The organism is Polynucleobacter sp. AP-Capit-er-40B-B4 (assembly GCF_018882245.1).
Taxonomy (GTDB): domain Bacteria; phylum Pseudomonadota; class Gammaproteobacteria; order Burkholderiales; family Burkholderiaceae; genus Polynucleobacter.
Window position 1 is genome coordinate 859,653 of sequence record NZ_JACVOV010000001.1, and the last position, 17,847, is coordinate 877,499.

The window sequence follows — 17,847 nt, forward strand, 5'->3', positions numbered from 1 at the left end:
ATTTATAACCTGATAAATGAAAAAAGCCAGACCGAAGCCTGGCTTTTTACTGTAACCGTGAGACTTAAGCTTCTTCAGCTACTACTGCTGTTTCATCAACTTCTGGGCGATCTACCAACTCAACCAAAGCCATTGGTGCATTGTCGCCATGACGGAAGCCAAACTTCAAAATACGAAGGTAGCCACCTGGACGTGTTGCGTAGCGTGGGCCGAGTTCTGTAAAGAGCTTGGCAACGATATCGCGATCACGTGTGCGATTGAATGCTAAGCGACGGTTTGCTAAGTTATCTTTTTTACCCAAGGTAATCAAAGGCTCAACAACCATGCGCAATTCTTTAGCTTTTGGCAAAGTCGTTTTAATGACTTCGTGCTCCAAAAGCGAATTGGACATGTTGCGCAGCATCGCCAAGCGATGTGATGATGTTCTGTTTAGTTTGCGTAAGCCGTTTCCGTGACGCATGATGCTTCCTTTCTAATTATTTCTCGAGGTTAGCTGGAGGCCAGCTTTCGAGTTTCATGCCAAGACTTAAGCCACGAGCCGCTAATACATCTTTGATTTCATTCAAAGATTTACGACCTAGATTAGGCGTCTTCAACAATTCATTCTCTGTACGTTGAATCAAGTCACCGATGTAGTAAATGTTCTCAGCCTTCAAGCAGTTTGCAGAGCGAACTGTCAATTCGAGGTCATCTACTGGACGCATCAACATTGGATCAACCATTGAAGAGCGGCTTGGTGCCAAATCACCAGAAACTTCGCTGCTCTCAAGAGCTGCGAATACAACTAATTGATCAACCAAAATGCTAGCTGCTTGACGAATAGCCTCTTCTGGAGACAACACACCGTTTGTTTCGATAGTCATTACGAGACGATCAAGGTCAGTACGTTGCTCAACACGAGCAGATTCAACAGCATAGCTAACACGGCTTACCGGGCTGAATGAAGCATCCAACACGATACGGCCAATGATCTTAGTAGCTTCGTCGTTGTATTGACGTACGTTACCTGGAACATAACCGCGGCCTTTTTCAACCTTGATCTGCATATCCAACTTGCCACCAGCAGACAAGTGAGCGATCACATGATCAGGGTTCATGATTTCTACATCATGTGGCAAATCGATATCTTTTGCAGTAACAACGCCTGGACCTTCTTTACGCAAATTGATAGTAACTTCGTCACGTGACTGCAACTTAAATACGATACCTTTGAGGTTCAACAAAAGGTTAACTACGTCCTCTTGAACTCCATCCAATGTGGAGTACTCATGAACAACACCAGCAATTGCTACTTCAGTTGGCGCATAACCAACCATCGAGGACAAAAGTACACGACGTAATGCATTTCCGAGTGTGTGGCCATAGCCACGCTCGAACGGCTCCATAACAACCTTAGCTTGGTTGGCGGTAAGCGCTTCAACAGAAATAATCTTTGGCTTGAGCAAATTTGTTTGCATATTTTTTCCTTGAGAGTGCCTAATTAGCGTGAATACAATTCGACGATCAAACTTTCATTAATTTCACCGCTAATATCTTCACGGTCAGGCACTTGCTTAAATGTTCCCTCGAGCTTGGCTGCGTCAACTGAAACCCAAGTAACAGCTGCCATTTGCCCAACCAAATTGAGTGATTCTGTAATACGCGCTTGCTTCTTCGCTTTTTCACGAATAGCAACTACATCACCAGGCTTAACCTGAATAGATGGAATATTTACAGGGTTACCATTGAGCAAAATTGCGCAATGAGAAACCAACTGACGTGCTTCAGCGCGTGTTGACCCAAAGCCCATGCGATAAACCACGTTGTCTAAACGTGACTCAAGCAACTGGAGCAATGTCTCACCAGTATTGCCCTTACGACGCTCAGCTTCTGCGAAGTAACGACGGAATTGACGCTCTAATACGCCATAGATACGCTTAACCTTTTGCTTTTCACGCAATTGATTACCGTAATCAGATGTTCTTGAGCCAGATGTACGGCCATGTTGACCAGGCTTAGTATCTAACTTGCACTTGTCTGACAGGGCGCGACGTGCGCTCTTTAAAAATAAGTCGGTACCTTCCCGACGTGCTAATTTGGCCTTAGGCCCTAAGTAACGTGCCACGATGCTTTCCTTTCTTTGCCGCAGTCTTGCGACCGGCGGTGAGTTCGCCCTTTAAATCAGGCGAACAGTGGGCTTTAATAAAAAACTACTGAAACTGTTGTACTGCCAACTTCCAAGCTTAAATACGACGACGCTTTGGAGGACGGCAACCATTGTGTGGAACTGGAGTTACGTCTTGAATCTCAGTGATCTTGATGCCCAATGAGTTCAATGCACGTACTGCTGATTCACGACCTGGGCCTGGGCCTTTGATCTGAACTTCCAAGTTCTTGATACCGCATTCAATGGCTGTCTTACCAGCAACTTCTGCAGCTACCTGAGCAGCAAAAGGTGTTGATTTACGTGAGCCTTTGAAACCCTGGCCGCCAGAAGTTGCCCATGAAAGCGCGTTTCCTTGACGATCAGTGATCGTAATAATGGTGTTATTAAAAGAAGCGTGAACGTGTGCAATACCGTCAGCAACGTTCTTTTTAACCTTTTTACGAGCGCGCTGTGAAGCGGCGGAAGCGGATTGTTGTTTTGCCATGTCAATAAACTTTCTTGATTATTTCTTCAGTTGCACGCCAGACTTACGTGGGCCCTTACGGGTACGCGCGTTAGTCTTAGTACGTTGACCACGTACAGGCAAGCCCTTACGATGACGAACACCGCGGTAGCAACCTAAGTCCATCAAACGCTTGATGCTCATAGTTACTTCACGACGAAGGTCACCTTCAGTAATGAACTTACCTACTTCATCACGCAACTTTTCCAAGTCACCGTCAGTAAGGTCTTTAACTTTTTTGTCGATTGCAACACCTGTAGTTTCACAAATTTTGCGTGCACGAGTTGTGCCAATGCCAAAAATTGCTGTTAAACCGATAACAGTATGTTGATGATTTGGGATGTTTACCCCAGCGATACGTGCCATGAGATTTCCTCTTAATTAACCAGATCAGCCTTGACGCTGCTTATGACGTGCGTCTGAAGAACAGATCACGCGCACAACGCGTTTGCGCTTAATGATCTTGCAATTTCTGCAAATACACTTAACGGATGCTAAAACTTTCATAACTCACCTCTTAAAAATAGGTACTACTAATCTTTACTTCGCACGGAAAATGATTCTGGCGCGCGTCAGGTCGTAAGGAGTCATCTCCACCGTCACCTTGTCTCCCGGCAAAATACGGATATAGTGCATCCGCATCTTTCCAGAAATGTGCCCTAGAACCACATGTCCGTTTTCAAGCTTCACGCGAAACATCGCGTTCGGCAAATTCTCTACAACTTCTCCCGCCATCTGAATTACATCGTCTTTAGACATTCAGTTAAGCGCCCATCTTAAAGTTGGCTTTTTTCATCAAAGAGCCGTATTGCTGTTGCATAACGAATGACTGAACTTGAGCCATGAAATCCATTGCAACAACAACAATAATTAACAATGAAGTACCACCGAAATAGAACGGTACGTTGTACTTCAACACCAAGAATTCTGGCAACAAGCAAACCAGAACCATATAAATTGCACCAGCTAGAGTCAAGCGCACCAAGATCTTGTCGATGTAACGCGCTGTTTGATCGCCTGGACGAATACCCGGAACAAAAGCACCACTCTTCTTTAGGTTCTCAGCCGTATCGCGGCTGTTAAATACCAATGCGGTATAGAAGAAACAGAAGAAGATGATCGCAGCTGCGTACAAAATTGTGTACACAGGTTGTCCTGGTGCCAAAGTAGCAGCCAAGTCTTTAATAATTCTGCTGAACATATTGGTTGGCTCGCCTGAAGTAAACCAGCCAGCAATCGTTGCAGGGAACAAAATAATTGATGAAGCAAAAATTGGAGGAATAACGCCTGCCATATTCAACTTCAACGGGAAGTAAGAAGATTGGCCACCGTAGATCTTGTTACCAACTTGACGCTTAGCGTAGTTGACCAAGATACGGCGCTGGCCGCGCTCTACAAACACTACAAAATAAGTCACTGCTACGCAAATCACAACGATGAGCATTGCAGAAATAATATTCATTGAGCCAGTACGAACTAACTCTAATAAGCTTGCTAATGCATTCGGCAGACCAGAAACAATGCCGCCGAAAATAATGATGGAAATACCGTTACCAAGACCACGCTCGGTAATTTGCTCACCAAGCCACATTAAGAACATCGTGCCGGTAACCAAAGTTACTACAGTGTTCAACTCAAACATCAAACCTGGGTTGATAACCAAACCTGGCTGAGCCTGCAAAGCAACGGAAATACCCAATGCTTGGAATGTTGCCAAGAGCACAGTGCCGTAGCGTGTGTACTGAGTAATCTTACGTTGACCAGCTTGACCTTCTTTCTTCAAAGCTTCTAAAGAAGGCACAACGATGGTCATTAACTGCATGATGATCGATGCAGAAATATACGGCATGATTCCCAAGGCAAAAACAGTGAAGCGAGATAAAGCGCCGCCTGAGAATAGATTGAACATTCCCAAAATACCGTCTTTTTGGCCAGAAAATAACTGTGCCAATTGGTCTGGGTCGATTCCAGGAACTGGAATATGTGCACCCAAACGGAACACGAGCAAAGCCAACACCAGGAAGACTAAGCGTTGGCGTAATTCGCCAAACTTGCCACCTGCTGCTGGGGTGCTTGCGTTATTGGTAGGTGCTAATGCCATATCTACTAAAAGACCTATTAAGCCAATTCAACCAATTTGCCGCCAGCTGCTTCAATAGCTGCCTTAGCGCCGGCAGTTGCTGTGATGCCCTTGAGGGTTACAGCAATCTTGATTTCGCCAGTCTTGATAACCTTAATCGCATTGATCTGCTCACCAGCAAAGCCATGAGCCTTCAATACCAAGAGGTCCACTTCTGGCAAGTTGATTTTTGCTAAGTCGTTCAAAGTAATTTGACCAACGTGACGACGTGTCAAAGACACGAAACCGCGCTTTGGCAAACGACGATACATAGGCATCTGTCCGCCTTCAAATCCAACCTTGTGGAAACCACCAGAACGGGATTTTTGACCTTTGTGACCACGGCCAGCAGTTTTACCAAGACCAGAACCAATGCCGCGACCAACGCGACGACGGTTTTTCTTAGAGCCTTCTGCAGGTTTAATTGTGTTGAGTTGCATATTCTTCGCCTATTTACTTGCTAGTTATTAGCCAATGACTTTAACTAGATAAGAAACTTTATTAATCATGCCGCGAACAGCTGGAGTGTCTTCCAATTCAGAAACTGAATTGATACGACCAAGGCCTAAGCCACGTACAGTTGCACGGTGGCTTTCGCGTGTACCGATCAAGCTGCGCACTAATTGCAGTTTGACTTTGGAGTTAGATGTTGTCATTTATAGATTCCTAATCTTTTGGTCTTAGCCGAGAATCTCTTCAACTGACTTACCGCGCTTAGCAGCAATCTCAGCAGGAGTACTCATCTTGCTCAAACCATCAATGGTTGCGCGAACCAAGTTATATGGGTTTGTAGAGCCGAGTGACTTAGCAACCACGTTAGTTACACCCATTACGTCGAAAATTGCGCGCATTGGGCCGCCGGCAATAATTCCAGTACCGTCTTTAGCTGGAGAAATCAAAACGCGTGACGCGCCATGTTGGCCAGTAACGGTGTGCTGCAAGGTACCTTTACGCAAAGTAACCTTGATCATCTTGCGACGAGCTTCGTCCATTGCTTTTTGAACAGCAACTGGAACTTCTTTTGACTTGCCTTTGCCCATACCGATGCGGCCATCGCCATCGCCAACTACAGTGAGTGCAGCGAAGCCGAGAATACGACCACCCTTAACCACTTTAGTTACACGATTAACAGCGATCATCTTCTCGCGAAGACCATCATCACGCTCTTCGTTTTGCATCTTAGTTTGCATTTTTGCCATGTTTTTTCCTAAACCCTATTAGAACTTCAGGCCGGCTTCACGCGCAGCTTCAGCTAAGGCCTTAATACGGCCGTGGTAACGATGACCGGAACGATCAAAAGCAACATCAACAACGCCTGCCTTCACAGCACGCTCAGCAACTAACTTGCCGATTTGTTTTGCCGCTTCAGCGTTGCCGCCGTTTTTGATCGCTTGGCGCAAATCTTTTTCCATTGTTGAAGCAGCCGCTACAACCTTGGTTCCGCATGGGCTGTAAACCTGGGCAGAAATATGAGTATTGCTACGGATAACTGTTAAGCGATTTGCCAATGCCTCGGCAATGCGAATACGAGTCTGCCTAGCGCGTCTTTGTCTGGATTCGTCTTTATTCATTTTCTAATCTCGCTTACTTCTTCTTAGTTTCTTTCAGATGCACAACCTCATCCACGTAGCGAACACCCTTGCCTTTATATGGCTCTGGTGAACGGTATGCGCGAACTTCAGCTGCGACCTGGCCAACTTGCTGCTTGTTGGAACCTTTGATAATGATTTCAGTTTGAGTTGGAGTCTCAGCCTTCACACCCTTTGGCAGGTTGTAAATAATGTCGTGTGAGAAACCTAACTGCAACTTCAATGTTTCGCCTTGAGCAGCAGCACGGTAACCAACGCCTACTAAGCTGAGCTTGCGCTCAAAGCCAGCAGTTACGCCAACAACCATGTTGTTAACTAAAGCACGTGCTGTACCTGACTGTGCACCAGCTTCTGGTGAGTCGTTATTTAAAACAACTGTCAATACGCCATCTTCTTGTTTCAAACCAACAGAAGGATGCAAGTTATGTGTCAAAGTGCCCAAAGGACCTTTAACAGTAATGTTTGCACCGTTGATGCTGATTTCAGCGCCTTTAGGAACTGTAATTGGTGATTTACCTACGCGGGACATATTTCGCTCCTTAAGCTACGTAGCAAATAACTTCGCCGCCCACGCCTGTTGCACGTGCTTTACGGTCTGTCATTACGCCTTGAGGGGTTGAAATAATTGCAATGCCCAAGCCATTCATTACTTCTGGAATGTCATGACGGCCTTTATAGATACGCAGACTTGGTGTAGATACACGGTCGATACGCTCGATAACAGGACGGCCTGCATAGTATTTGAGATCAATGTGCAGCACTGGCTTAGCTGCTTCACCTTTGATTTCGAAACTTTCGATATAGCCTTCATCTTGCAAAACTTTTGCGATGGCTACTTTAACTTTTGACGACGGCATCAAGACTACGGGTTTCTGCACTGCTTGCGCATTGCGGATCCTTGTCAACATGTCGGCGATTGGATCGCTGATACTCATGAGTTCTCCTAATTCTTTCGCCGCTTACCAGCTGGCCTTGGTTAAACCGGGGATTTCGCCACGGAAGGCGATTTCACGAATCTTGCTACGAGCCAAACCGAATTTACGGAATGTGCCACGTGGGCGACCGGTTAATGAACAACGATTTCTTTGACGAATCGGGCTTGCGTTACGTGGAAGTGCCTGTAGCTTCAAGCGAGCTTCATAGCGCTCTTCATCGCTGCGTGATTGATCAGCAATGATCGCTTTGAGTTCAGCACGCTTGGCAGCGTACTTCTCTACAGTTTTTGCGCGCTTATTCTCGCGCTCAATCAGGGATAGTTTTGCCACGTTAGCCTCTTAATTGCGGAAAGGGAATTTGAATGCTGCCAACAAAGCTTTTGCTTCTTCGTCGGTTTTAGCAGTCGTCGTAATACTGATATTGAGACCACGGAGGGCATCAATTTTGTCGTATTCGATTTCAGGGAAAATAATCTGTTCTTTAACGCCAATGTTGTAGTTACCACGGCCGTCAAATGCTTTGCCAGAAATACCGCGGAAGTCACGTACGCGTGGCAATGCAACAGTAACGAAACGGTCCAAGAATTCGTACATGCGTGCACCACGCAATGTCACCATGGCACCGATTGGGTAGCCTTGACGAATTTTGAAACCTGCAATCGCCTTTTTAGCTTTAGTTACGACTGGCTTTTGGCCTGCAACTTTAGTTAAATCGCCAACTGCATTTTCGATAATCTTTTTGTCGTTCACTGCATCGCCTAAGCCCATGTTCAGGGTTACCTTAGTGATACGTGGAACTTCCATTACTGACTTGTAACCAAATTTGGCGATCAAATCAGCAACAACTTTAGCTTGATAGTGCTCTTGAAAACGTGTGCTCATAATTTCTCCGTGCCCCTTATGCGCTTAAAGTTGCGCCAGTGGTTTTGAGGAAACGTTGCTTTTTACCGTCCACGAGTTTGATACCAACACGTGATGGTTTGCCGTTACCGTCAACCACAGCCACATTAGAAATGTGAACAGGCATCGTCTTGTCAATCATGCCGCCAGTAACACCGGCTGCTGGATTTGGCTTAACGCTCTTTTTATAAATGTTTACGCCTTCGATTACTAACTTGTTCTCGAGAACGGCTGTAACAGTTCCTTGCTTGCCCTTATCGCGGCCAGTCAACAGAACTACGGAATCACCTTTACGAATCTTTTTCATATCAGCCTCTTAAATAACTTCGGGGGCGAGAGAAACGATCTTCATGAACTTCTCAGTACGCAATTCGCGTGTAACTGGTCCGAAGATACGTGTGCCAATTGGCTCTAACTTAGCGTTGAGCAATACCGCAGCGTTGCCATCGAACTTAATCAATGAACCATCTGGACGGCGAACACCCTTAGCAGTTCTCACTACTACGGCGTTATAAATGTCACCTTTTTTTACACGGCCACGTGGAGCAGCGGACTTTACAGTCACTTTAATGACATCACCGATACTGGCGTAACGACGCTTAGAGCCGCCCAATACCTTGATGCACAATACTTCACTGGCGCCTGTGTTATCGGCAACCTGTAATCTACTTTCGGTTTGTATCATTTCTAATCCCCAACTTATTGGCCAAAGGCAAACAGTCTTGGTTCCGTCTATGGGCTTTAACGAAAGTTAAAACCCGGAATTAATGAAAAACACTGCTTCTCCAATAAAACCAGAGAAGCCTTCTATTCTACTACGTAAAACAGGGATTTGGGAAGAATCTTCGCCAAAATCCCTAATATTTCTTTAAATACCCTTTGAAGCCTCAACTAAACGGGTCACAACCCAAGATTTAGTGCGTGAAATTGGCTTAGATTCAGCAATTTCAACGGTATCACCCATCTTGTATGTGCCAGCTTCATCATGAGCGTGGTACTTTTTAGACTGGCCAACGTACTTACCAATCACCGGATGCTTAACTTGACGCTCAACCAACACCGTCACAGTTTTTTGCATTTTGTCGCTAACGACGCGGCCCACAAGGGTGCGGCGCAAGGGTTTAGATAATTCTGTCATATCCCTTTTTCCTTATTTCTGTGCAGTCTTTTGGGCGATAAAAGTCTTCACACGAGCGATGTCGCGCTTATTTTTACCCAATTGGCTGGTATTTGTGAGTTGCTGAGTGCCTTTTTGCATGCGGAGCTTGAAACCGGTCTTAAGCAACTCGGTTAACTCTGCATTTAAAGCGTTCAGATCTTTTGAAGCTAATTCTGTATTTTTCATAATCTCTATCCCGATCAACCTAAGTGGCGAATCACGAAAGTGGTCTGTAAAGGCAACTTAGCAGCAGCAAGCTTGAAAGCTTCGCGCGCCAATTGCTCATCAACACCGTCCATCTCGTAGAGCACTTTGCCTGGTTGAATTTCAGCTACGTAGTACTCTGGATTACCTTTACCGTTACCCATACGTACTTCAGCAGGTTTTTGTGAAATTGGCTTATCTGGGAAAATGCGAATCCAAATACGGCCACCACGTTTAATGTGACGAGTCATTGCACGACGTGCTGACTCAATTTGACGAGCAGTCAAACGACCACGGCCAACGGCCTTCAATCCAAAGTCACCAAAGGCTACAGAACTACCGCGTGTTGCCACGCCAGTGTTACGGCCTTTTTGTTCCTTACGATACTTGCGACGCTTTGGTTGTAGCATGCTTACTCTCCTGACTTCTGCGTATCTGCGGCAGGTGTTTCAACCTTACGCACACGCTTTACTGCTGGTTTAGCAGCAACTAATGGCTTGTCTGTGCCAGCAGCTGGTTTACGAGCAGCTGTCTTGCTTGGAGCACGACGAGTTTTCTTTTCTTCGGCAGCTGGTTCAGCAGCTTGTGCAGCAACTTGAGCTTCTGCACCACGACCTAATGTGTCGCCTTTGTATACCCAAACTTTTACACCGATGATGCCGTATGTTGTTTCCGCTTCTGAAGTTGCGTAATCAATATCAGCCTTCAATGTATGAAGTGGAACGCGACCTTCACGGTACCATTCGCGACGAGCAATTTCAGCACCATTCAAACGACCAGATGACATGATCTTGATGCCTTGTGCGCCTAAACGCATTGCGTTTTGCATTGCACGCTTCATTGCACGGCGGAACATGATGCGCTTCTCTAACTGTTGAGTAATAGAGTCAGCGATCAATTGCGCGTCAACTTCAGGCTTACGAATTTCTTCGATGTTCACGTGAACTGGAACGCCCATACGCTTTTGTAGTTCGCGGCGGAGAACTTCAATATCTTCGCCCTTTTTACCGATTACAACGCCTGGACGTGAGCTATAGATAGTAATACGTGCATTCTTTGCAGGACGCTCGATAACTACTTTACTTACGGATGCATTTTTCAACTTCTTCTTCAGATAGATGCGAACGTCAACGTCCTCTTTCAACATCTTTGCGAAGTCAGTATTGTTTGCATACCAACGTGATGTCCAATTCTTCGTTACCGCGAGTCGGAATCCGGTTGGGTTTATCTTTTGTCCCATATCTTTCCTTAGTTACTCAAGGTCACGCTAATGTGACAAGTTTGTTTTTCAATTTGATTTCCACGACCCTTAGCGCGTGCGGTAAAGCGCTTCAATGAAGTGCCTTTATCAACAATAATTGCTGAAACCTTGAGCTCATCAATGTCAGCACCTTTATTGTGTTCAGCGTTGGCCACTGCGGACTCAACAACTTTCTTCACAATGAAGGCAGCTTTCTTGGGGCTGAAGTTCAAAATGTTTAATGCGCGGGCAATCGGCAAACCACGAATTTGGTCAGCGACCAAACGAGTCTTTTGCGCAGAAATGCGGGCACCCTTGTGAATAGCTTTAACTTCCATCATCATCCCCTTACTTCTTCGTTACTTTCTTGTCAGCAGCGTGACCTTTGAAAGTACGGGTCAAGGCAAATTCGCCTAACTTATGACCCACCATGTTTTCTGATACATATACCGGAACGTGTTGACGACCGTTATGTACAGCAATCGTCAAACCAATAAAGTCTGGGAGGATTGTTGAACGGCGTGACCAAGTTTTGATCGGTTTTTTGTCTTTGTTGGCTTGTGCGACTTCAACTTTATTTACTAAGCTGGCTTCGCAAAATGGGCCTTTTTTAGCTGAACGTGTCATATCTATTTATCCTTGTCGCTTAACGTTTTTGACGACGTTGAACGATCATCGAAGTTGTACGCTTATTGCGACGTGTACGATAACCTTTGGTTGGTGTGCCCCATGGGGATACAGGTACACGGCCTTCGCCAGTTCTACCTTCACCACCACCGTGTGGGTGATCTACTGGGTTCATTGCCACACCGCGAACGGTTGGACGAATACCACGCCAGCGATTTGCACCAGCTTTACCGATAACGCGCAAGCTATGCTCTTCATTACCAACTTCACCAATAGTGGCGCGGCAATCAATCAGAACACGGCGAACTTCACCGGAGCGCAAACGCACCTGAGCGTATACGCCTTCACGAGCTAACAATACTGCGGAACCACCAGCAGAACGTGCTACTTGAGCACCTTTGCCAGGCATGATTTCAACACAGTGAATAGTGCTACCAACTGGAATATTGCGAATCGGCAAGTTGTTACCAGACTTGATTGGGGCTTCAGAGCCACTCATCAACGCCTGACCAACAGTCATGCCTTTTGCAGCCAGAATATAACGACGCTCACCATCAGCAAACACGATCAATGCAATATTTGCACTGCGGTTTGGATCGTATTCCAAGCGTTCAACTTTTGCTGGAATGCCATCTTTGTCATTGCGTTTGAAGTCAACAACACGATAGTGATGCTTATGACCACCACCTTTATGACGGGTAGTGATGTGACCGTTATTGTTACGGCCAGCTTTTTGAAACTGTGGCTCTAACAATGGTGCAAAAGGCTTACCTTTATGGAGGTCAGGATTGACCACCTTGACCATTGAGCGACGACCTGGTGAGGTCGGTTTTGTTTTCATCAAAGGCATGATTAATTCGCCTCCGCTTCAAAGTTAATTTCTTGACCTGGCTTCAAGCTTACGTAGGCCTTCTTAGTGTGGTCACGACGACCTTCAAAACGGCCATAGCGCTTAGGCTTACCTTTTTGATTCACGATTTGAACTGAGTCAACTTGCACTTTGAAGAGCAATTCAACTGCTTGTTTTACATCGCTCTTGTTTGCGTCGCGAGCTACTTGGAAAACTACTTGTTCGTTTTTCTCTGCAACCATAGTGGCTTTTTCAGAGATAACCGGTCCAAGTAGGACTCTCATTAGGTTGTGATCGTTTTTACGGACTTGGCTCATTTCAGCAACTCCTCAATTTTTGCGATCGCAGCTTTGCTTACCAATACTTTTTTGTATTGAACCAAAGCTAATGGATCAGCGTGCTGTGGCTCACATACAGCAACTTTATGCAAGTTACGTGATGCCAAGTACAAATTCTCGCTAACCTGATCAACAATAATCAAGACTGAATCCAAGCCCATTGCTTTAACTTTGTCAGCTAAAACTTTAGTCTTTGGAGCGTCGAGACTGAATTGATCAACAACATTCAAACGACCTTCGCGAGCTAACTGAGACAAAATTGATCTCATACCAGCGCGGTACATTTTCTTGTTTACTTTTTGGCTGAAATTCTCTTCTGGAGAATTCGGGAATATACGACCACCTCCACGCCACAGCGGGGAAGAGCTCATACCAGCACGTGCACGACCAGTACCTTTTTGACGCCAAGGCTTCTTAGTTGTGTGCTTAACTTGCTCACGGTCTTTTTGTGCACGGTTGCCGCTACGTGCATTTGCCTGGTAAGCCACTACAACTTGGTGTACCAATGCTTCGTTATATTCGCGTTCGAATACTTCTGGTGAAGCTTGTACGCCTGCACCTAAAGTACCGTTGTCCTGGAGAAGCTTAAGTTCCATATTCGCTCTCCTTATTTCTTCTTCAACGGTGTTTTAACCGCTGGAGTAACAATAACTTTACCGCCTGGGGCACCTGGAATAGCGCCTTTAACCATGATGAGATTACGTTCTGCATCAATGCGTGCGATGACTAAATTTTGTACGGTACGTGTAACGTCACCAAGGTGGCCAGTCATGCGCTTACCTGGGAAAACACGACCTGGATCTTGCGCCATACCGATAGAGCCCGGTACGTTGTGTGATCTAGAGTTACCGTGTGATGCGCGACCAGAAGCGAAGTGATAACGCTTAATGGTACCTGCGTAACCCTTACCGATTGTTACGCCTTGCACATCCACTTTTTGACCAGCAGCAAAAGCAGCTTCTGCAGGAATTACTTGTCCTGGTGTCATTTCTGCGATTTTTGCTGCGTCTAAATGAAATTCGTTGAGACCGTTACCAGCCATCACTCCTGCTTTAGCGAAGTGACCAGCCATTGCCTTGGTAACGCGAGTAGCTCTACGTGTGCCATGTGCCAACTGGATAGCGTCATAGCCATCAGTTGCCTGGGTCTTGATTTGAGCGACTCTGTTGTCGCTCACGTCGATTACGGTCACAGGAATCGCTTCCCCTTCGTCCGTAAATAGACGGGTCATGCCGACCTTGCGGCCGATTAAGCCTAAGCTCATATTCATGCTCCACGCCGACTTCGATTGGTCGGCAAAATTAATTTAAGTGATTTACAAGTAAAAGTACTTCTAAATCAATAACTTACAACGTTTTTAATGCTGATAAAACTAAGATTTTCGCCCAAATAATTAAGCGAAGCTTTAGATTCTATCCCGAAAACCCAGTCTTGACAAGCAAAAAGACTGGAAACAACAAATTACTGCAACTTAATTTCGACGTCCACACCTGCTGGGAGATCTAATTTCATCAAAGCATCTACAGTTTTCTCTGTAGGATCAACGATATCCATCAAACGGAGATGGGTACGGATCTCTAACTGATCACGGGATGTCTTGTTCACGTGTGGTGAACGCAAGATATCAAAGCGCTCGATACGAGTTGGCAAAGGCACTGGACCCTTAACAACTGCACCCGTACGCTTAGCTGTATCAACGATTTCAGCTGCAGACTGGTCGATCAAACGGTAATCAAATGCTTTTAGGCGAATACGAATTTTTTGGTTTTGCATATTAATTCCAAAGAGCGTTGTGGTGCTGCCACGTTATACATCTAAAGAGCTCGGTGACATCAGCAGCACTGATGTCACCGGTTAGCAAACCGCTAAATAATTGTTACTAGTAAAACTTAAGCCAAAATCTTTGCAACCACGCCGGCGCCAACAGTACGGCCACCTTCACGGATCGCAAAACGTAAACCTTCTTCCATCGCGATAGGAGCGATGAGTTTTACGGTAATCGTTACGTTATCACCAGGCATCACCATTTCTTTGTCTTTTGGCAACTCGATTGAACCAGTTACGTCCGTAGTACGGAAGTAGAACTGTGGACGATAGTTGTTAAAGAATGGAGTATGACGGCCACCTTCGTCTTTACCCAAGATGTAAACCTCGGCTGTAAAGTGAGTATGTGGGGTGATTGAACCTGGCTTAGCCAATACTTGGCCGCGCTCAACTTCTTCACGTTTTGTACCGCGTAACAAGATACCAACGTTATCGCCTGCTTGACCTTGGTCGAGCAATTTGCGGAACATTTCAACACCAGTACATGTTGTCTTGAGTGTTGGCTTGATACCGATGATTTCAATCTCTTCGCCAACTTTAACGATACCGCGCTCGATACGGCCTGTAACAACAGTACCGCGACCGGAGATAGAGAACACGTCTTCTACTGGCATCAAGAACGCGCCGTCAACAGCACGCTCTGGAGTTGGGATGTATGAGTCAAGTGCTTCAGCCAATTTCATGATGGCTTCTTTACCCAATTTGCCTTCGTCGCCTTCAAGGGCTAACTTAGCAGAACCTTGGATGATTGGTGTGTCATCGCCAGGGAAGTTGTACTTAGATAGAAGCTCACGAACTTCCATTTCAACTAACTCGAGCAATTCAGCGTCATCAACCATGTCGCACTTGTTCAAGAACACGACGATGTAAGGAACACCAACTTGGCGTGCCAAGAGGATGTGCTCACGTGTTTGTGGCATTGGGCCGTCAGCAGCAGAGCAAACTAAAATTGCGCCGTCCATCTGAGCAGCACCAGTAATCATGTTCTTAACGTAGTCAGCATGTCCTGGGCAATCCACGTGAGCGTAGTGACGATTTGCAGTCTCATACTCAACGTGTGCAGTATTAATCGTAATACCGCGTGCTTTTTCTTCTGGAGCAGCATCGATCTGATCGTATGCTTTAGCTTCGCCACCGAATGCTTTAGAAAGCACGGTTGCGATTGCTGCTGTCAATGTGGTTTTACCGTGGTCAACGTGACCGATGGTGCCTACGTTTACGTGCGGTTTTGTCCGCTCGAATTTTTCTTTTGCCATTTTTGTCTGCCTTCTTTAGCTAGTCAATATTCAAAATTAATGTGGATAAATTACTTCGCCTTAGCAGCCATAACTGCTTCAGCAACGTTCTTAGGTGCTTCGGAATAATGCTTAAATTCCATGGTGTAGGTAGCGCGACCTTGGGTCAACGAGCGCAAGCCAGTTGAGTAACCAAACATCTCTGCCAACGGCACTTCAGCGCGAACGATCTTACCGCCGCCTGGAATGTCATCCATACCTTGCAAAATACCGCGACGGGATGAGAGATCACCCATTACGTTACCCATGAAATCTTCTGGTGTTTCTACTTCAACAGCCATCATCGGCTCAAGCAATACAGGGGATGCTTTGCGCATACCGTCCTTGAACGCCATAGAACCCGCCATCTTAAATGCGTTTTCATTGGAGTCAACGTCATGGTATGAACCGAAGAACAATGTTGCTTTGATATCTACAACTGGATAACCAGCCAAAATACCGGAGTTCAATGTTTCGATAATGCCTTTTTCTACTGCAGGGATATATTCACGTGGAACTACACCGCCCTTAATAGCGTCAACGAATTCAAAACCTTTGCCTGGGGCTTGTGGCTCTAACTTCAAGACCACGTGACCGTATTGACCACGACCACCAGACTGCTTAACGAATTTACCTTCGATCTCTTCGCAAACCTTACGAATCGTTTCACGGTACGCAACTTGTGGCTTACCAACAGTTGCTTCAACACCGAATTCACGCTTCATACGGTCAACCAAAATTTCCAAGTGGAGCTCGCCCATACCGGAAATAATTGTTTGGCCTGATTCTTCATCAGTCTTCACGCGGAAAGAAGGATCTTCTTGTGCCAAGCGATTCAAAGCAAGACCCATTTTTTCTTGGTCAGCTTTAGTCTTAGGCTCAACAGCCTGAGAGATCACTGGCTCTGGGAATACCATGCGCTCCAAAATAACGATGCTATCTGGATCACACAATGTTTCGCCTGTAGTTGCGTCTTTCAGACCAACCGCAGCTGCGATATCACCAGCAAATACTTCTTTGATTTCTTCACGTTCATTTGCATGCATCTGCAACAAACGACCAACACGTTCTTTCTTGCCCTTAATTGGGTTGTAGATTGTGTCGCCAGATTTCATTACACCTGAATAAACACGGAAGAAGATGAGCTGGCCAACGAATGGGTCAGTCATGATCTTAAATGCCAACGCTGAGAACTTCGCGTTATCAGATGCTTCACGTGTTGTAGGTGTGCCATCTTCCAACTCACATGGAACTGGTGGAACGTCCAATGGTGAAGGCAACAATTCAACTACGGCATCCAACATCGCCTGAACGCCTTTGTTTTTGAAAGCTGTTCCGCACAACATTGGCACGATTTCATTGGCAATAGTACGTTGACGCAATGCTGCTTTGATTTCTTCTTCGGTCAAGCCTTCGCCGCCGAGATACTTTTCCATCAACTCTTCTGAGCTTTCAGCAGCAGCTTCGAGCATCTTTTCGCGCCACTCTTCAGCAGAAGCTTGCAATTCAGCAGGAATCTCTTCGTACGTAAATTTAGTTCCTTGTGAAGCCTCATCCCAATAGATGGCCTTCATCTTTACCAAATCCACAACGCCCTTGAAGTTTTCTTCAGCGCCGATTGGAATTTGAATCAAGATAGGATTTGCTTTGAGGCGAGTTCTCATTTGGTCGTAGACCTTGAAGAAGTTCGCACCAGTACGGTCCATCTTGTTTACGAATGCTAAACGTGGAACTTGATACTTGTTCGCTTGACGCCAAACAGTTTCAGATTGTGGCTGTACACCACCTACCGCACAGTAAACCATACAAGCGCCATCGAGAACGCGCATTGAACGCTCAACTTCAATAGTGAAGTCTACGTGTCCTGGGGTATCAATAATATTGATACGGTGCTCTGGGAAATTACCAGCCATGCCCTTCCAGAATGTTGTAGTAGCAGCAGAAGTAATCGTGATGCCACGCTCTTGCTCTTGCTCCATCCAGTCCATGGTTGCAGCGCCATCATGTACTTCACCGATTTTGTGATTAACGCCGGTGTAGAACAAAACGCGCTCTGTAGTTGTTGTCTTACCTGCGTCAATGTGCGCAGAAATACCGATATTGCGGTATTTGTCGATAGGGGTTTTACGTGCCACTGTTG

Annotated in this window: 31 protein-coding genes; all 31 read right to left on the minus strand. The window is 45.8% G+C overall.

Features of this window, described 5'->3' with window-relative positions:
- Positions 1-64: 64 nt before the first annotated feature.
- Positions 65-460, minus strand: a complete 396-nt coding sequence (gene rplQ, locus ICN19_RS04305; RefSeq protein WP_068320139.1) for a 50S ribosomal protein L17 — start codon at positions 458-460, stop codon at positions 65-67.
- Positions 461-476: 16 nt separating this feature from the next.
- Positions 477-1,457: a DNA-directed RNA polymerase subunit alpha gene (rpoA, locus tag ICN19_RS04310; protein WP_068320137.1), complete on the minus strand. Its 981-nt coding sequence runs from the start codon at positions 1,455-1,457 to the stop codon at positions 477-479.
- A 23-nt stretch (positions 1,458-1,480) separates the two neighbouring features.
- Positions 1,481-2,104 carry a 30S ribosomal protein S4 gene (gene rpsD, locus ICN19_RS04315; protein ID WP_068320135.1) on the minus strand — a complete coding sequence of 208 codons (624 nt, stop codon included), beginning with the start codon at positions 2,102-2,104 and terminating at the stop codon, positions 1,481-1,483.
- Between the two features lie 118 nt (positions 2,105-2,222).
- Positions 2,223-2,630 (minus strand): 30S ribosomal protein S11, encoded by a 408-nt coding sequence (gene rpsK, locus ICN19_RS04320; RefSeq protein ID WP_015420254.1) that lies wholly within the window; start codon positions 2,628-2,630, stop codon positions 2,223-2,225.
- 18 nt (positions 2,631-2,648) lie between these two features.
- Positions 2,649-3,014, minus strand: coding sequence for a 30S ribosomal protein S13 (gene rpsM, locus ICN19_RS04325; RefSeq protein ID WP_015420253.1), 366 nt, complete (start codon positions 3,012-3,014; stop codon positions 2,649-2,651).
- A gap of 24 nt (positions 3,015-3,038) precedes the next feature.
- A complete protein-coding gene (gene rpmJ, locus ICN19_RS04330; RefSeq protein WP_012357167.1) occupies positions 3,039-3,155 on the minus strand; it encodes a 50S ribosomal protein L36 in 117 nt (38 codons plus the stop codon).
- A 33-nt stretch (positions 3,156-3,188) separates the two neighbouring features.
- Entirely contained in the window at positions 3,189-3,407 is a 219-nt protein-coding gene (gene infA, locus ICN19_RS04335; RefSeq protein ID WP_068320132.1) for a translation initiation factor IF-1, read from the minus strand.
- Between the two features lie 4 nt (positions 3,408-3,411).
- Entirely contained in the window at positions 3,412-4,749 is a 1,338-nt protein-coding gene (gene secY, locus ICN19_RS04340; RefSeq protein WP_216213241.1) for a preprotein translocase subunit SecY, read from the minus strand.
- A 17-nt stretch (positions 4,750-4,766) separates the two neighbouring features.
- Positions 4,767-5,207, minus strand: coding sequence for a 50S ribosomal protein L15 (gene rplO / locus ICN19_RS04345; protein ID WP_216245913.1), 441 nt, complete (start codon positions 5,205-5,207; stop codon positions 4,767-4,769).
- 27 nt (positions 5,208-5,234) lie between these two features.
- Positions 5,235-5,423, minus strand: a complete 189-nt coding sequence (rpmD, locus tag ICN19_RS04350) for a 50S ribosomal protein L30 (protein ID WP_015420249.1) — start codon at positions 5,421-5,423, stop codon at positions 5,235-5,237.
- 24 nt (positions 5,424-5,447) lie between these two features.
- Positions 5,448-5,966 (minus strand): 30S ribosomal protein S5, encoded by a 519-nt coding sequence (rpsE, locus tag ICN19_RS04355; protein ID WP_011901917.1) that lies wholly within the window; start codon positions 5,964-5,966, stop codon positions 5,448-5,450.
- Between the two features lie 18 nt (positions 5,967-5,984).
- Positions 5,985-6,338, minus strand: coding sequence for a 50S ribosomal protein L18 (rplR, locus tag ICN19_RS04360; RefSeq protein ID WP_215360615.1), 354 nt, complete (start codon positions 6,336-6,338; stop codon positions 5,985-5,987).
- Between the two features lie 13 nt (positions 6,339-6,351).
- Positions 6,352-6,885 carry a 50S ribosomal protein L6 gene (rplF, locus tag ICN19_RS04365; protein ID WP_215360614.1) on the minus strand — a complete coding sequence of 178 codons (534 nt, stop codon included), beginning with the start codon at positions 6,883-6,885 and terminating at the stop codon, positions 6,352-6,354.
- A gap of 10 nt (positions 6,886-6,895) precedes the next feature.
- Positions 6,896-7,291 carry a 30S ribosomal protein S8 gene (rpsH, locus tag ICN19_RS04370; protein WP_011901914.1) on the minus strand — a complete coding sequence of 132 codons (396 nt, stop codon included), beginning with the start codon at positions 7,289-7,291 and terminating at the stop codon, positions 6,896-6,898.
- Positions 7,292-7,315: 24 nt separating this feature from the next.
- Positions 7,316-7,621, minus strand: coding sequence for a 30S ribosomal protein S14 (rpsN, locus tag ICN19_RS04375; RefSeq protein WP_071464445.1), 306 nt, complete (start codon positions 7,619-7,621; stop codon positions 7,316-7,318).
- Between the two features lie 9 nt (positions 7,622-7,630).
- Entirely contained in the window at positions 7,631-8,173 is a 543-nt protein-coding gene (gene rplE, locus ICN19_RS04380; protein ID WP_046329383.1) for a 50S ribosomal protein L5, read from the minus strand.
- Between the two features lie 16 nt (positions 8,174-8,189).
- A complete protein-coding gene (rplX, locus tag ICN19_RS04385; protein WP_011901911.1) occupies positions 8,190-8,498 on the minus strand; it encodes a 50S ribosomal protein L24 in 309 nt (102 codons plus the stop codon).
- A 9-nt stretch (positions 8,499-8,507) separates the two neighbouring features.
- Positions 8,508-8,876 carry a 50S ribosomal protein L14 gene (gene rplN, locus ICN19_RS04390; RefSeq protein ID WP_015420241.1) on the minus strand — a complete coding sequence of 123 codons (369 nt, stop codon included), beginning with the start codon at positions 8,874-8,876 and terminating at the stop codon, positions 8,508-8,510.
- A 183-nt stretch (positions 8,877-9,059) separates the two neighbouring features.
- On the minus strand, positions 9,060-9,329 hold the full coding sequence (gene rpsQ, locus ICN19_RS04395) for a 30S ribosomal protein S17 (protein WP_011901909.1): 270 nt from the start codon (positions 9,327-9,329) through the stop codon (positions 9,060-9,062).
- Positions 9,330-9,341: 12 nt separating this feature from the next.
- Positions 9,342-9,536 carry a 50S ribosomal protein L29 gene (gene rpmC, locus ICN19_RS04400; protein WP_068320118.1) on the minus strand — a complete coding sequence of 65 codons (195 nt, stop codon included), beginning with the start codon at positions 9,534-9,536 and terminating at the stop codon, positions 9,342-9,344.
- Positions 9,537-9,550: 14 nt separating this feature from the next.
- Complete coding sequence (gene rplP / locus ICN19_RS04405; RefSeq protein WP_011901907.1) at positions 9,551-9,964, minus strand: 50S ribosomal protein L16; 414 nt, start codon at positions 9,962-9,964, stop codon at positions 9,551-9,553.
- Positions 9,965-9,966: 2 nt separating this feature from the next.
- Positions 9,967-10,794 carry a 30S ribosomal protein S3 gene (gene rpsC / locus ICN19_RS04410; RefSeq protein WP_068320116.1) on the minus strand — a complete coding sequence of 276 codons (828 nt, stop codon included), beginning with the start codon at positions 10,792-10,794 and terminating at the stop codon, positions 9,967-9,969.
- An 8-nt stretch (positions 10,795-10,802) separates the two neighbouring features.
- The gene (rplV, locus tag ICN19_RS04415; RefSeq protein WP_198929325.1) at positions 10,803-11,135 is read right to left on the minus strand and encodes a 50S ribosomal protein L22; all 333 of its coding nucleotides are present in this window, start codon (positions 11,133-11,135) and stop codon (positions 10,803-10,805) included.
- A 7-nt stretch (positions 11,136-11,142) separates the two neighbouring features.
- Complete coding sequence (gene rpsS, locus ICN19_RS04420; RefSeq protein WP_046329379.1) at positions 11,143-11,421, minus strand: 30S ribosomal protein S19; 279 nt, start codon at positions 11,419-11,421, stop codon at positions 11,143-11,145.
- 19 nt (positions 11,422-11,440) lie between these two features.
- Positions 11,441-12,271, minus strand: a complete 831-nt coding sequence (rplB, locus tag ICN19_RS04425) for a 50S ribosomal protein L2 (RefSeq protein ID WP_068320114.1) — start codon at positions 12,269-12,271, stop codon at positions 11,441-11,443.
- 2 nt (positions 12,272-12,273) lie between these two features.
- Positions 12,274-12,588, minus strand: a complete 315-nt coding sequence (gene rplW / locus ICN19_RS04430) for a 50S ribosomal protein L23 (protein WP_068320111.1) — start codon at positions 12,586-12,588, stop codon at positions 12,274-12,276.
- On the minus strand, positions 12,585-13,205 hold the full coding sequence (gene rplD, locus ICN19_RS04435; protein WP_011901901.1) for a 50S ribosomal protein L4: 621 nt from the start codon (positions 13,203-13,205) through the stop codon (positions 12,585-12,587). Before rplD ends, rplW begins: the two co-directional genes overlap by 4 nt.
- A gap of 11 nt (positions 13,206-13,216) precedes the next feature.
- Positions 13,217-13,873 (minus strand): 50S ribosomal protein L3, encoded by a 657-nt coding sequence (gene rplC, locus ICN19_RS04440; RefSeq protein WP_216246043.1) that lies wholly within the window; start codon positions 13,871-13,873, stop codon positions 13,217-13,219.
- A gap of 197 nt (positions 13,874-14,070) precedes the next feature.
- Positions 14,071-14,382 (minus strand): 30S ribosomal protein S10, encoded by a 312-nt coding sequence (rpsJ, locus tag ICN19_RS04445; protein ID WP_011901899.1) that lies wholly within the window; start codon positions 14,380-14,382, stop codon positions 14,071-14,073.
- Positions 14,383-14,498: 116 nt separating this feature from the next.
- Positions 14,499-15,689, minus strand: a complete 1,191-nt coding sequence (gene tuf, locus ICN19_RS04450) for an elongation factor Tu (RefSeq protein ID WP_215348176.1) — start codon at positions 15,687-15,689, stop codon at positions 14,499-14,501.
- A gap of 50 nt (positions 15,690-15,739) precedes the next feature.
- Entirely contained in the window at positions 15,740-17,842 is a 2,103-nt protein-coding gene (gene fusA, locus ICN19_RS04455) for an elongation factor G (protein WP_216245914.1), read from the minus strand.
- Positions 17,843-17,847: the final 5 nt, after the last annotated feature.